The organism is Nonomuraea fuscirosea (assembly GCF_003001935.1).
Taxonomy (GTDB): Bacteria; Actinomycetota; Actinomycetes; order Streptosporangiales; family Streptosporangiaceae; genus Nonomuraea; species Nonomuraea fuscirosea.
The window spans coordinates 354,053-367,290 of the sequence record NZ_PVNG01000003.1 but is presented as its reverse complement, the minus strand read 5'-3'; the positions used below and the strand labels follow the sequence as shown (position 1 = coordinate 367,290).

12 protein-coding genes are annotated in these 13,238 nt (G+C 71.6%); 5 read left to right on the top strand and 7 right to left on the bottom strand.

Annotated features, from left to right (window positions below):
- Positions 1–91: 91 nt before the first annotated feature.
- The 3 genes from B0I32_RS08755 to B0I32_RS08745 all read left to right on the top strand — a co-directional run bounded on the left by B0I32_RS08755 (position 92) and on the right by B0I32_RS08745 (position 3,075).
- Positions 92–1,246: an acyltransferase family protein gene (locus B0I32_RS08755; RefSeq protein ID WP_106236610.1), complete on the top strand. Its 1,155-nt coding sequence runs from the start codon at positions 92–94 to the stop codon at positions 1,244–1,246.
- Positions 1,247–1,302: 56 nt separating this feature from the next.
- Positions 1,303–2,265 (top strand): glycosyltransferase, encoded by a 963-nt coding sequence (locus tag B0I32_RS08750; RefSeq protein ID WP_106236608.1) that lies wholly within the window; start codon positions 1,303–1,305, stop codon positions 2,263–2,265.
- A 132-nt stretch (positions 2,266–2,397) separates the two neighbouring features.
- Entirely contained in the window at positions 2,398–3,075 is a 678-nt protein-coding gene (locus B0I32_RS08745; protein ID WP_245955686.1) for an acetoacetate decarboxylase family protein, read from the top strand.
- 58 nt (positions 3,076–3,133) lie between these two features.
- Here the strand turns inward: B0I32_RS08745 and B0I32_RS08740 are convergent, their stop codons facing one another.
- The 6 genes from B0I32_RS08740 to B0I32_RS60850 all read right to left on the bottom strand — a co-directional run bounded on the left by B0I32_RS08740 (position 3,134) and on the right by B0I32_RS60850 (position 8,903).
- The gene (locus tag B0I32_RS08740; RefSeq protein ID WP_106236604.1) at positions 3,134–4,018 is read right to left on the bottom strand and encodes a glycosyltransferase family 2 protein; all 885 of its coding nucleotides are present in this window, start codon (positions 4,016–4,018) and stop codon (positions 3,134–3,136) included.
- Positions 4,019–4,201: 183 nt separating this feature from the next.
- Positions 4,202–4,969: a CDP-alcohol phosphatidyltransferase family protein gene (locus B0I32_RS08735; protein ID WP_106237049.1), complete on the bottom strand. Its 768-nt coding sequence runs from the start codon at positions 4,967–4,969 to the stop codon at positions 4,202–4,204.
- Entirely contained in the window at positions 4,947–5,987 is a 1,041-nt protein-coding gene (locus tag B0I32_RS08730; RefSeq protein WP_181307228.1) for an iron-containing alcohol dehydrogenase family protein, read from the bottom strand. Before B0I32_RS08730 ends, B0I32_RS08735 begins: the two co-directional genes overlap by 23 nt.
- Before the next feature lie 28 nt (positions 5,988–6,015).
- Positions 6,016–6,750: a phosphocholine cytidylyltransferase family protein gene (locus B0I32_RS08725; protein ID WP_106236600.1), complete on the bottom strand. Its 735-nt coding sequence runs from the start codon at positions 6,748–6,750 to the stop codon at positions 6,016–6,018.
- A 114-nt stretch (positions 6,751–6,864) separates the two neighbouring features.
- Positions 6,865–7,488: a DUF5941 domain-containing protein gene (locus tag B0I32_RS60855; protein WP_106236598.1), complete on the bottom strand. Its 624-nt coding sequence runs from the start codon at positions 7,486–7,488 to the stop codon at positions 6,865–6,867.
- Positions 7,485–8,903: a CDP-alcohol phosphatidyltransferase family protein gene (locus B0I32_RS60850; RefSeq protein ID WP_106236596.1), complete on the bottom strand. Its 1,419-nt coding sequence runs from the start codon at positions 8,901–8,903 to the stop codon at positions 7,485–7,487. Before B0I32_RS60850 ends, B0I32_RS60855 begins: the two co-directional genes overlap by 4 nt.
- 111 nt (positions 8,904–9,014) lie before the next feature.
- Here B0I32_RS60850 and B0I32_RS08710 point away from each other — a divergent pair, with 111 nt between their 5' ends.
- Together B0I32_RS08710 and B0I32_RS08705 are read left to right on the top strand one after the other, a co-directional pair.
- The gene (locus tag B0I32_RS08710) at positions 9,015–10,319 is read left to right on the top strand and encodes a bifunctional cytidylyltransferase/SDR family oxidoreductase (RefSeq protein WP_106236594.1); all 1,305 of its coding nucleotides are present in this window, start codon (positions 9,015–9,017) and stop codon (positions 10,317–10,319) included.
- 26 nt (positions 10,320–10,345) lie between these two features.
- Complete coding sequence (locus B0I32_RS08705) at positions 10,346–12,085, top strand: CDP-glycerol glycerophosphotransferase family protein (protein WP_245955685.1); 1,740 nt, start codon at positions 10,346–10,348, stop codon at positions 12,083–12,085.
- A gap of 31 nt (positions 12,086–12,116) precedes the next feature.
- On the opposite strand, the gene B0I32_RS08700 is transcribed toward B0I32_RS08705, so the two are convergent.
- The gene (locus B0I32_RS08700) at positions 12,117–13,175 is read right to left on the bottom strand and encodes a glycosyltransferase family 2 protein (RefSeq protein WP_106236590.1); all 1,059 of its coding nucleotides are present in this window, start codon (positions 13,173–13,175) and stop codon (positions 12,117–12,119) included.
- Positions 13,176–13,238: the final 63 nt, after the last annotated feature.

Genomic DNA, 13,238 nt, shown 5'->3' with positions numbered 1-13,238 from the left:
CGCCGACACGGGGGCCAGGTGGCCGCTTCCGGAGGAGACCTTCTGGAGCGAGGCCACCGACCCGCACGGAGTCGCCCCGGGTGAGCGCACCATGCCACAGGCGGCGGTGGCCCCCGCCCCACGCCCCGCACCGGTCCATTCCCCGGCGCAGGTCCAGACTCCGGCGCAGGTCCAGGCCGCGGGGCAGGTTCAGGCCGTGGCGTCCGGCGCCGAGCGGCCGGAGCCGCGTCCGCAGCCCGAGCAGCCGAAGCCGCGCAGGCGCGATCCCTTCCTGGACAACGTCAAGTTCATCCTGATCGCGCTGGTGCCGATCGGCCACTCGCTGGTGCCGACCCTGGCCGCCGACTCGGCCAGAGCCCTCTACATCTTCATCTACGTCTTCCACATGCCGCTGTTCGTGGTGATCAGCGGTTATCTGTCGCGCAACTTCTGGAACTCCAACGCGAAGACCAACAAACTGGTCGACACGTTCCTCGTCCCCTACGTGATCGTCGAGGTCGGCTACGCGGCCCTGCGCTTCTCCCTCGGGCAGAAGTGGAGCCTGACCATCATCGACCCGGCCTGGCTCAACTGGTATCTGCTGGCGCTGCTGTTCTGGCGGCTGTCCACCCCGGTGTGGAAGCGGATGAAGTACCCGGTGCCGGTGGCCATCGCGATCTACCTGTTCGCCGGGTTCTCCCAGATCTCCGGTGACTTCAGCATGGACCGCTTCTTCGGCCTGCTGCCGTTCTTCGTCATCGGCCTGGTCCTGCAGCCCGAGCACTTCGAGCTGCTCAACCGCCGCTGGATCAAGATCGTCTCGATCGTCACCGTGCTCTGCGCGGCGGCGGTGGCGATCTACATCGCGCCGATGGCCAAGCTCGGCCCGTTCTACTACAAGAACAGCTACCAGGACCTCAACCTGTCCTGGTACATGGGCCTCGGGCTGCGCGTCGGGCTGCTGATCTGCGCCCTGGCCATGTGCTTCGCCGTGCTGGCGCTGGTGCCCAGGCGCGAGACCTGGTACACCGACCTCGGCACCCGCACGCTCTACTGCTACCTGCTGCACGGCATCCCGGTGCTGATCGCCAAGGAGATGGGCTGGCTGGAGTTCCCGTGGCTGCACGGGCCGCTGGGCGTGCTGGCGATCAGCACGAGCTGCTTCGCGCTGGCCATCATCCTGTGCCTGCCGGAGACCCGTACGGTCTTCAAGTGGGTGCTGGAGCCCCGGCTCGTCTGGCTCTATCGCCGTCCCTCCCGAAGTTAAGCGCCCGTTCCTTCCGCATTCACGCCGTTGACCTGGGAAGCGCGGAGCATCGACGCATGCGCGCATGTGTCGCCACCACCGTCCATCATCCCGAGGACGCCCGGATCATGCACCGGCAGATCAGGGCGCTGCTCGACGCGGGCCACGAGGTGACCTACGTCGCTCCTTTCAGCTATTTCAACGTGACCCCCGCCATGGGGCTGACCGCGGTGGACGTGCCGCGCCTGGCCTCCCGCGGCCGGGCCCGCCACGCGCTCAGACGCGGCGTGCGGGGCGCGGACCTGCTGCTCGTGCACGACCACCGGCTGCTGCGCGCGCTGCCCCACCACCGTCCTCCGGTCGTCTGGGACCTACGCGAGCCGGTCACGCCCAGGCAACTGGCCCGCGCCGGGCGGCGGCACCGGGTGATCACGCCCGCCGACGTGCCCGAGGCGACCCTGGTGGCCGCGAGCCCCCCGCCGCCGGGCGGCTCCCGGGTCGTCCACCTCGGCCGCCTGTCCGCGGAACGCGGCGTGACGGAGCTGATCGGGCTGGCCGAGCGGCTGATCCCGCACGGCATCAGGCTGGACCTGATCGGCGGCGCGACCCCCGAGGCGCGGCCACTGCTGCGGGACGCGCAGCGGGTCGGGCTGCTCGACTGGTTCGGGTACGTGCCCCACCGCCACGCCCTGCGCATGGCCGAGGGCGCGCTGGCCGGCCTGTCCCTGGCCGACGGCTCGGTGCAGGCCCCGCCGACCACGATCATGGACTACATGGGCCGGGGCCTGCCCGTGATCACCACCCCGCAGGGCGCCGCGCTGGTCGAGGAGGCCGGCTGCGGGCTGGTGGTGCCGCTGGACGTGGACGCGGTGCTGAACGCCGTACTGGATCTGAAGGAGGACCCGGCGCGCCGGGCCGAGCTGGGCGCCTCGGGGCACGCGCGGGCGCGGCTGCGCCACCACTGGCCGGACCACGCCGCCGCCTTCGTCCGCCGCGCCGAGTCCTGGGCCGGGATCACGGCCCACGCCCTCGCCGTGTGATCGTTCCCAGTGGATCCCCGAAGACCACGTACATCGCACCTGGACGACACCGGGCCGGGAATGGCGGTGCGGGCCGCCGGTTGATGTACTGGGTGCATGGCATCGCATCTGATCCAAGGCCGGACGGTTGGCATGCCTGTGCGGGTGAGGGACGCCGAGGTGTGCAGCGCCTTCTACCCGGTGCGTGCCGACGCCGCCAGGGCGGTGATCGCGTACTCCGGCCTAGACGTGGCCGAGGTCCTGCCGGGAAAGGCCGTCTGCGTGCTCGTGTTCGTGGACTACCGCGACGGTGATCTCGACGCCTACCACGAGTTCGGCATGGCCTTCCTGGTCCGCCCGCCCGGTCAGCCGGGCTCCACGGGGCTCGGCGATCTGCGCCAGGCCGGGATCTTCGTGCACTGGCTGCCGGTGGACCAGCGGTTCACGCTGGAGGCCGGGCGGACGTTGTGGGGGTTCCCCAAGGAACTGGCCGACATCGAGTTGCGGCTGGCTTCGCCGTACAAGAGGTGCATTCTGCGCAAGGACGGCCGGCTCGTGCTCGACCTGCTGGTCAAGCCGGGTGTGCCGGTGCCGGTCGGCGGCGCGATGGCGCCGCTCGACGCCTACACCCACCGCGACGGCCGCACCCGGCGGGTCCCCTGGTCCGTACGCGCCCGCGACGCGAAGATCCGCCCCGGCGGGGCGCTGATCCGCCTGGGCAACCACCCCATCGCCAAGGAGCTGAGCGAGCTGGGGCTGCCCAAGCGGGCCCTCTTCAGCACCACGGTCGCGCACGCGGCGATGACCTTCGGAGCCGCCACGACGGCCTGACCCCCGTGGCCCGGTCATGCGCCACGGGGCTGTGCCGCGGCGACGCGCCCCGGCCGGCTCAGACGATCGGCGGGCGGCCGAGCTTGACCATCCGCCACGCGGTCCGCCACGCCATCGGGCGGCGTTCGCCGGCGGGGGTGCGCAGACCCTCGAAGAAGCCGGAGAACCACGCCTTGAGCGCCGCGGAGGCGCCGCGCTCGCGGATCACGGTGAGCACGACCCAGTTGGTCAGGTAGAGCAGCGCCAGCGGCCACGGCAGGTTGCGCCGGGCCAGCCAGACCCGGTTGCGCGCGTTGAGCCGGTGGAACTCGGCGTGGCGGGTCGGGGGCACCTGGGGGTGGTACATCACCGTCTCGGCGTCGTACTCGATCCGGTAGCCCTCGCCCAGCAGCCGCCAGGCCAGGTCGGTCTCCTCGTGAGCGTAGAAGAACCGCTCGGGAAGACCGCCCACCTGGAGGAAGGCCGAACGTCTGATCGCCGACGCGCCGCCCAGGAAGGTGGTCACCGGCGAGGAGCGCTGCGGGTCGCCCGAACGCAGCCGCGGGACGTGGCGGCGCTGGCCGATGCCACCGTCGGGATCCATGATCCGGAAGGAGATCACCGCCAGGTCGGGCTCGGTGGCGAAACGGTCGCGCACGTGCGCGACGACCTTCTGGCTGGCATACCAGCCGTCGTCGTCGAGAAAGAGCACGACGTCTCCCGAGCACTCCTCCACACCGCGATTACGGCCGGCGGGAATGCCCGTGTTCTGGTCGAGCCGGATCGTTTTCACGACCGCGGCCGACCCCTCGGGTGGCGTCGCCGACACCGCGGGCACGTCGGCGCCGTTGCCCACGATCACCACTTCGACGTCGCCGTCGACCTGGTTGAGCGCGGACTCGACCGCCCGGTTCAGCTCCGCGACCCGGTTGCCCATGGTGAGGATGACGCACGAGATCTTCAACGAATCATCGTCCTGACGCGTTGAGAGCACGAGCGGAGCATTCTTTCATGATCACCGAGTCTGCTGGGTTTGCATGGTCTGGATGGTGAAGCTAAGCGTATCGGAACCGGCAGTGAACCCCCACCGAACGGCGGACGTCCGATCAATACGACGGACGAGCGGCGCCTCCGGTTCCGACAGAGATCAAGCAAGTCTTCTCGATGCCATGATGCTGATCAGATGCAGCACCGTCTGCACCGCCGCGGCCAGCAGGCAGGCCACCACGAGCACGCGGGTGGCGGTCAGGTTTCCGGCGAACACGTCGATCACCGCGGTCGCCAGCGCGAGCAGGGACAGCTCGATGGGCTGCATGATCCGGTGGAACCGCGTCGCCGCCAGCACCCGCCGGCCCAGCCCCAGCAGCCCCGACCTGAACTGCACCGCCGCCGCCTCGGTCGCGGCGCTCAGCCCGCCCTTGGCCCTGGCCACCTCCACCAGGTCGCTCTCCGCCTTGATCAGGATGGCGCCGAGCGCGGCGGCGAAGCCGAACACGGTGTACCAGTCGGGCAGCACCTCCGAGGCGCGCCAGCCCAGCCCCGCCAGCACGGCCGCCTCGGCGAAGTAGGCGCCGACGCGGTCGAGGTAGACGCCGGACAGCGAGGTCTTGCCCGTCCAGCGGGCCAGCTCGCCGTCCGAGCAGTCGAGCAGCAGGTAGACCTGGATCAGCAGGGCGGCGAGCACGGCCGCCCACAGCCCCGGCAGCGCCAGCACGAACCCGGCCGCGACGCCCGCGACCGTCATGATCCAGGTGAGCTGGTTGGGCGTGACCGGGGTCTTGGTCATCAGCCACGTGACGTAGATGGACAGGCGGCGCATGTAGAGGACGCCCGCCCAGTGCTCGCCGTTCCTGCGCTCCAGGTGGCCCGGAGGCTGGGCCACCTGGCGGAGCTCAGCTACCGAAGGCCCGGACATAGTCCCCCACCCGATCGCGGATCTCGGAGTCCTGCATGCGCAGGTGCTCCAGGATCGTGTAACGGCCGGGACGGGTGGCCGGGGCCAGCGCCACGACCTCGGCGAACTGCTCGGCGCTCAGCCCGATGTCGCCGGGGACGACGGGCAGCTCGTGCCGGCGCAGGCATTCGACGACCTGCTTGACGCGGGCGTCGTCCTCCCTGAGGAAGAAGCAGAAGGCGGCACCGATCCCGGCGAGCTCGCCGTGGTTGGAGGTGCCGGGAAAGAGCTGATCCACGGCATGAAGGATCTCATGGTCTCCGCCACTCGCGGGCCGGGACGAGCCGGCCACGACCATCGACATGCCCGACAGAATCAGCGATTCGGCCAGAACGGTCAGGAACGCGTCGGACTCGATGGAGTCCGTGCGCCCGATGAGCGCCTCGGCGGCGGTGCGGGACATCGAGCAGGCCAGCCCGTCGATGGGCTCGCCGCGCTCGACGTTGCCCAGCTGCCAGTCCTCGATGGCCGACAGGTTGCTGACCACGTCGCCCACACCCGCGCGCACCAGCGCCTGGGGCGCGTTGTGCACGAAGTCGAGGTCGACCAGGATGGCCAGCGGCATCGGCACGCCGAACGTGCCCTTGCCGCCCTCGTAGATCAGGGAGGCGGTGGGCGAGCAGATGCCGTCGTGGGACAGGTTGGTGGCCACGGCGACCATCGGGATGCCGGCCAGCGACGCGGCGTATTTGGTGGCGTCGATCGTCTTGCCACCGCCGACGCCCACCACCACCTCGTAGGCGCCCTTGCGCAGGTCGGCGCCGAGCGAGACGGCCGCGTCGACCGACCCGTCGGCCACCCGGAACACCTCGGCCTCGCCCAGCGTGGGCGCGATCAGGCTCTCGATGTGGTCGCCCTGGCCGCGGCCGACGGCCACGGCCACCCGGCCGGAGGTGGCCACGCGGCTGTCGGCCAGCAGCGCGCCGAGCTCAGCCACCGCGCCCCGCCTGACGTCCATGGTCAGGGGCGCCGGCAACATCCTCGCGAGAAGCGGCATGCGCGCTCCCTCAGTAGCGGACGGCTATGGTGCGGGCCTTGGCCAGGTCGTCGTGGTTGTCCACCTCGACCCAGTCGACCTCGCCGATGGGCGCGGCGTTGATGATCTCGCCGCGGTCGACCATCTCCTGGTAGCCGTCCTCGTAGTAGAGCTGGGGGTCGCGCTCGAACGTGGTCTTCAGCGCGTCGGCCAGCCGGTCGGCGGCGCCGGGCCTGATGAGGGTGGCCCCGATGTACTCGCCGTAGGCCTCGGCCGGGTCCATCAGCTTGGTGATGCGGCGCAGCGAGCCCTCGGGCGAGAGCGTCACCTTCATCTCCTCGTCGGCCAGCTTCTTGACGTCGTCGACGGCGAGCAGCACGTCGCTGGTCTCGGGGGCCGACAGCAGCGTCTTCTCGATCGAGACGGGGTGCACGGTGTCGCCGTTGACCAGGAGCACGCCCTGGGCGAAGTAGTCGCGGGCGCACCACAGGGAGTAGGCGTTGTTCCACTCCTCGGCCTTGTCGTTGTGCACGAGGGTGAGCTTGACGCCGTGCCGCTCCTCCAGGGCCTCCTTGCGCTCGTGTACGGCCTGGGCCGCGTAACCGACGACGACCACGACCTCCCGCAGGCCCACCTCGGCGAGATTGCGCAGCGAGATGTCCATGATCGTGGTTTCGCCGTCGACCGGCACGAGCGCCTTGGGCAGCGTGTCGGTGTACGGCCGCAGACGTCGTCCGGCTCCAGCGGCCAGAACCATTCCCAGCAACGTGCACTCCTCAGTCGAGCAGGTCTCTTCGAGTACGCGGGGGCGTCCGCAGGGCGCGTCCCACCATAGGCCCAAAGAGTATTCGTCTTTGGACCCCGTGCGGGTAATCCGGCGTTAGTCTTGCGTTCCCGTATCGGCCGTTTCGGCCCCGGACAGCGGGGCGGCGAGCCAGCAGGTCAGGCTCTCCCAGCTGAACAGGGCCCACAGATAGACCGCGAGCACGACATAGCCGCCGGTCAGCCACCCTGACAGGGCGGTCAGCGCGACCACCATCATCCGCCCGTCCCAGCCGAGCCCGAAGGTGGCCAGCCACGGCGGCGGGTAGACGCGCTGGCGCAGCCGGTAGACCAGATCGTAATGGTGGAAGGCCAGCGCGCCGAGCACGAGGAAGATCAGTACGGGGTTCAGCCGGTGGGCGAAGCCGACCGCGGCGATGAAGGCGTACTCGATGAGGCGCAGGATCGGCGGCACGAGCCAGTCGAACCGGCCGTCGTGCGGGTGGGTGCTGCCCGGCCCGGCCAGCAGCAGCGTGACGGCGGGCGCGAAGACCGCCAGCCCGTCGGCGCCGGCCACGCCGATCAGCAGCAGCACGCCCGTGACGAACGTGCCGGCGAGCACCGGGGGCAGCGGCGGGAGCTGCCCGGCCACGAGCAGGCCCATGGCGCGCGAGAGCGGCCCGTCGTCGCGGTAGGCGACGACGGTGCTGTTGGGTACGGGAGTCATGTGCACCGACGTCATCGTGCCGACCTCGCGATCCGTCCGGCGAGCTGATAGAGGGCCGCGACGCCGCCCCAGCAGAGCAGGGACAGGAACGTGACGCGGGCGTTCCAGCCGGCCGCGGTGACGGCGATCAGCGCCATGCGCTCCCCGATGGGCAGGACGACGATCTTCTTCAGCCAGCGCGCGACCGTGCCGCGTTCGAGTCTCTGGGCGATCCTCAGCACGCCCGCGTGGTCGCGCCGGGCGTCGTGCGACTCCATCAGGGAGCGCGCGGGCCGGCCCCACATGGCGCCGACCTTGGCCGCGTCGGCGACGGCTCCCGCGTACGTGGCGTCGATGGCGTGCCTGACGACCTGGAGGATCATGGCGCCCACGGCCAGCGGCCAGATGCCGGGCCCGGCGAAGCCGAAGGCCAGGCCGACGTAGACGACGTATTCCTTGAACCGGTCGGACATGCCGTCGGCCCACGCGCCGAGCGGGGAGAACGTGCGGGTGTAGCGGGCGAGCTGCCCGTCGAGGCAGTCGAGCGCGAACGACAGGTAGAGCAGCACCGCGCCGGCCAGCCGTCCTCCTTGCGTGCCGGCGGAGAACCAGACGGCGGCGAGCAGGGCCAGCCCGGCCGAGAAGCCGGTGACGGTGTTGGGCGCGAGCTTGAGCAGCACGGCCGGTCTGATCAGGTGGCGGGTCCAGGACGAGACGAGGAACGTGGCCAGGAAGCCGTCGTCGTCCTTGACGGAGGTGTCGAGCCTGACCTGCTCCTCGTCCACCTCCGACAGCCTGACGACGGCGGCGTCGGCGGCGTTCTGGCCGCTCACCCGGTCGGCGTGCAGCGGCCCGATCGCCGCGGCGCGCACGCTCACGCCGGACCTGACCAGGCCGACCAGCAGCAGGTCGACGGCCTCGACCGCGGTGACGGGGCCGAGCTTGCCCGCCTCGGACAGCTCGGCCAGCTCCTCGGCGATGTCGGCGAGCGCGGGCAGGTCGGACTCGCCGGTCTGCAGCACGCCCCTGAACGTGGCGTTGGCCTCCGGCACGAGGTGGAACGAGCTGCCCGCCGCGACGACCTTGCCGCCCTCGACGCGTACGGGAGGCCGCAGCGGCGAGGTGGCCGCGTCGTGGGCGATGAGCGCGGCGGTGTCGTGGGCGGGGTGTTCGAGCAGCAGCGCCAGCGCCTCGGTGTGGGCCACCAGGTCGGCGGGGAGCACGGCCACCGTGCCGGTGGTGGTCCGCGCGATCTTGGCGACGCCGCGCAGGTCGGCCCCGAGGCCGCCGCCCGCGCTGACCACCAGGACGTCGCGGACGGGCAGCACGGAGAGCTGGTCGTGGAGGCGGTCGAGCAGGGTGCCGTCACCGCTGGAGAGCCTGCACGCGGGCGTCGTGGCGAGCAGCACGGCCGACGTGGTCGTGCCCCCGCGGATCGGTGAGTCGGGCAAAGCGCAGGTCTCCTCCCGGCCGGGGTGGAGTGCGGTCACTGGGGGTGCGTAGACACAGCGTAGCGACAGGTCACCGCAATATCACGGACCGGCGGCACTACGCTGCCGGGTATGGATTCACCGCTGCGGTCGGTTGGAGTGCTCCTCGCGGGCGGCGTGGGGCAGCGGGTGGGGCTCAGCACGCCCAAGCAGCTCATCGAGGTCGCGGGCCGGACGATCATCGAGCATTCGCTGGCCGTATTCGAGGGCGCGCCGGAGATCGACGAGGTCGTGGTGCTGATGACGCCCGGATACGCGGGCCGGGTGCGGGAGATCGTCGCCGCGGGCGGATACCGCAAGGTCGGCAAGGTCGTGGACGGCGGCGCGAGCCGCACGGAGAGCACGTGGCGGGCGCTGGCCGCGCTGGGCGAGCGGGAGTGCAACGTGCTGCTGCACGACGCCGTACGCCCGCTCCTGGAGCCCCGGATCATCACGGAGTGTGTCAGGGCGCTGGAGACCCACGAGGCCGTCAACGTGGCGATCCCGAGCTCGGACACCGTCTTCACCGCGGTCCCTGGGCCGGGCGGCGAGGTGATCGGCGAGGTGCTGGACCGGGCGCGGCTGCGGCGCAGCCAGACCCCGCAGTGCTTCCGGCTCTCGGTGATCCGCGAAGCCTACGAGCGGGCGATGGCCGATCCCGGCTTCGGCGACCTGCCCGCCACCGACGACTGCGGCGTGGTGCTGCGTTACCTGCCCGAGGTGCCGATCCACCTGGTGCCGGGCAGCGAGCACAACATCAAGGTGACGCATCCGGCCGACCTGCGCATCGCGGAGCTGCTCTTCGGGCTGCCCGCCGCCGTGCCGGCCGGCGCCCCCGACGCGCTGGCGGGGCAGGTCGTGGTCGTGGTGGGCGAGTCCGCGCCGGCCGGGCCCGCCCGTGGCGCCGACGTACGCGTGCTGACCAGGGCGGACGGCGTGCGGCCCGAGGACTTCGACACGGTGGCCAAGGCGCTCGACGACGTGGGCCGGGCCGATCACGTGGTGCTGGCGGCCGGCGCGGGCTCCTCCGGCGACCTGCTCGCGGCCACCGGCGACGGCGTCGCGGACGTGGTCGGGGCCGGCCAGCTCGGCGCGCTCAACGTGGCCCGCGCCGCCCACCCCCACCTGCGGGCGGCGGCGGGACGGTCGCGCCAGGCCGGCCGGCGCGGGAGCCTGCTGCTGCAGGTGCCGCCGGGCTCCGGCGCCCTGCACGCCTCGGGGGCCGCCGCGGTGGCCGCGCTGACCAGGGCGCTGGCCCGCGAGTGGGCCGCCGACGGCATCGGGGTCAACTGCGTCAATACCGGCGCGTCTCCCCTCCTCGTCTCGCAGACCTCGCTGGACATCCTCATCTCCGACCTATCAGGGCAAGTCATAGACGTGCTCGTGGACGGCGCTTGACCTGAGCATTGTTACCGTGCGATCACATGAGGAGACTCATCGTGATCGCGGCACTGCTCGGCTGCTACCCCGCGCTGCTGGTCTCGGCACTGTGGCCGGCGCCGCTGCTGTTCGGAGCGGTCGCCGTGGCCTCCTACGCCGTCGAGCTCGTCGCCCCGCGCGCCGCCCGCCCGCTGCCCGACCTGCTCGGCAAGGTGCACCTCGGGATCACGCTGCGCTTCCTGGTGCGCGAGACGCTGGCCCTGCTGCTGGTGGCGCGGACGGCCGGGGCCGAGTCGCCGTGGTTCGTGGCGCTCGCGGCCGGCGTGCTCGCCCTGCACGCCGTACGGGCGCTGCACACGGGCCTCGCGATGCGGTTGCGTCAGACGCTCAGCCACATGCCGGTGACCACCCGCAACCTCGACGTCTCCGCGCTGCGCATCCCCAAGATGCCGCCCAGGCGGCTGCGTGACGCGCGCAGCGTGCCGTTCCTCTATCTGGACGCCCTTCCGGTGCTGGGCGCGGTCCACGGGGCCGTGCTCGCCACTCTGGGGGCCGGGGTGGCGCTCGTGGCCGGGCTCGCGGCGGCGCTCGCGCTCATCCCGTACGTGCGCCGCGCCCTGCCCCTCACCGACCGCGCCAACGTGCTGCGGGTGGTCGGCGAGCAGGTCGAGCGGTACGCCCCCGAGATCATCCTGTACTTCTCCGGCGCCACCGCCGCCGCCTACCAGGCCAGGATGTGGCTGCCCACGCTGGAGCGCATCGACCGGCGCGCCATCGTCGTGCTGCGCGAGCGCGGCATGGCCGCGCACCTCGAAGGCACCAGCCTGCCGATGGTGTGCATCCCGTCGTCGGCCGACCTGATGAGTTTCCGCGCGCTGGCCGGGGCCCGCCTCTGCCTGTACGTCGCCAACGTCGGCAGGAACGTGCACATGCTGCGCATCCCGACCCTGCGCAGCGCGTTCCTCAACCACGGCGACAGCGACAAGGAGGCCTCGTTCAACCCGTTCTCCCGGGTGTACGACGAGGTGTGGGTGGCCGGGCCCGCGGGCCGCGACCGTTACCGCCGGGCCAAGGTGGGCGTCAGGGACGAGAACATCCACGAGGTCGGCCGGCCGCAGCTGGAGGGCATCTCGACGGAGGGGCCCGGGCTGCCGTACCGGACCGTCCTGTACGCGCCCACCTGGGAGGGCTGGAACGACGACCTGTTCCACACCTCGCTGATCACCATGGGCCCGCGTCTCGTGCGGGCGCTGCTCGACCACCGGCCGCCGCTGCGGGTGATCTACAAGCCCCACCCGCTGACCGGCCACCGCGACAAGAGCGCCACCCGGGCGCACCGGAAGATCGTGGCCATGATCGAGGCGGCCGAGCTGGCCAAGTCGAAGGCCAGGCATCCCTCGCACGGGGCCGGGGAGGAGGCGCAGCGGATCAGGCACCTGATCGTCGACGGTCCCGAGCCGCACCTGTACGACTGCTTCAACGAGTGCGACCTGCTGATCAGCGACATCTCCAGCGTCGTGGCCGACTTCCTGGCCAGCGAGAAGCCGTACGCGGTGACGAACGTGGCCGGGCTGCCCGAGGCCGCCTTCCACGAGCGTTACCCCAGCGCCGAGGCGGGGGTGTTGCTCGGCGAGGACCTGTCGAACCTCGCCGAGTTCTTGGACGGGGATGACACCCTGGCCGGAGCCAGGGTCAAGCTCAGGAGCCAGCTCTTCGGCCCGGAGTACCCGGACGCGCTGGCCCGCTTCAACGCCGCCGTCGAGCGGGTCTTCGCCGGCTCCTGAGCGCACTCGCCGAGGGCCCGGTGCGGGCTCGCTACTCGCCGAAGCGCGGCGCGGGCTCCTCTCTCCTCACTGTCTGTCCCGGCGGGCGGGCCAGCTTTCTCGGGCTGGTCAGGAAGCCCCAGCCCCAGGAGCAGTGCATGGTCGCGTACACGAGCGGCAGCCGCAGCTTCGCCGCCGTGGGCAGCCCGCTGCCGGTCACCGCCGAGCCGGCCGCGATGGCCAGCGCGTAGCCGCCGGGGACGATCAGCGCGAGCGGGAAGAACGGCGAGACGAGCAGCCCGAGCAGCATCGCCAGCACCGCGACCGGCGGCGCCAGGTAGCGCAGGTTGATCGTGCCCTCGTGCGTGCGCGAGACCACGCGGCGCCAGCGGCCGTAGTGGAAGTACTGCTTGGCCAGCGCCTTCACGTTGGGCCGTGGCCGGTAGGAGACCCGCATGCGCGGCTGGAACCACACCAGGCCGCCGGTCTGGCGGATGCGGTGGTTCATCTCCCAGTCCTGGGCCCGCTGGAAGTGCTCGTCGTAGCCGCCGACCCTGGCCAGGGCCGAGCGGCGGAAGACGCCGAGGTAGACGGTGTCGGCGGGGCCCGCCGTGCCGCCCACGTGGAAGGCGGCGGCGCCCACGCCGATCTTGGACGTCATGGCGCAGGCGACGGCCTGCTCGAAGGGGGTGATCCCCTCCGCCGCCATGACGCCGCCGACGTTGTCGGCGCCGGTCTCCGCCAGCGTCTCGACGGCGACGCGCAGGTAGTCGGAGGGCAGCATGGCGTGCCCGTCGACCCTGGCGACGATGTCGTTACGCGAGGCGGCGATGGCCGCGTTGAGGGCGTTGGGGGTGCGGCCCGTCGGGTTGGGCACCACCGTCACCCGGCGGTCGGCCGCCGCGATGGCGTCGGCGACCTCCTGGGTGCGGTCCTGGGACGGACCCACGGCGAGGACGAGCTCGATCTCGCCTGGGTATTGCTGGGCGAGGACCTGGCCGACGGCCTCGCGGAGGTGCCGCTCCTCGTTGAGGACCGGCATGATGACGGAGATGGGGGGCCAGCCGCGCGTCTCCGCGGGCGCGTGCGGCGAGTCGGGGAACTGCTTCATGGCGGGGCTCACGCTACTGTACGACCAGGGGAGGAGGGCAATCGAAGGCCCCGATCCACCGGG

Excerpts from the sequence above, each read along its gene's own strand:
- B0I32_RS08730 (WP_181307228.1), bottom strand. The coding sequence starts at position 5,987 with ATGTTGCCGGCGCCCCTGACCATGGACGTCAGGCGGGGCGCGGTGGCT.
- B0I32_RS08710 (WP_106236594.1), top strand. The coding sequence starts at position 9,015 with ATGGATTCACCGCTGCGGTCGGTTGGAGTGCTCCTCGCGGGCGGCGTG.
- B0I32_RS08745 (WP_245955686.1), top strand. The coding sequence starts at position 2,398 with ATGCCTGTGCGGGTGAGGGACGCCGAGGTGTGCAGCGCCTTCTACCCG.
- B0I32_RS08700 (WP_106236590.1), bottom strand. The coding sequence starts at position 13,175 with ATGAAGCAGTTCCCCGACTCGCCGCACGCGCCCGCGGAGACGCGCGGC.
- B0I32_RS08750 (WP_106236608.1), top strand. The coding sequence starts at position 1,303 with ATGCGCGCATGTGTCGCCACCACCGTCCATCATCCCGAGGACGCCCGG.
- B0I32_RS08755 (WP_106236610.1), top strand. The coding sequence starts at position 92 with ATGCCACAGGCGGCGGTGGCCCCCGCCCCACGCCCCGCACCGGTCCAT.
- B0I32_RS60855 (WP_106236598.1), bottom strand. The coding sequence starts at position 7,488 with ATGACGTCGGTGCACATGACTCCCGTACCCAACAGCACCGTCGTCGCC.
- B0I32_RS08735 (WP_106237049.1), bottom strand. The coding sequence starts at position 4,969 with ATGTCCGGGCCTTCGGTAGCTGAGCTCCGCCAGGTGGCCCAGCCTCCG.
- B0I32_RS08705 (WP_245955685.1), top strand. The coding sequence starts at position 10,346 with ATGAGGAGACTCATCGTGATCGCGGCACTGCTCGGCTGCTACCCCGCG.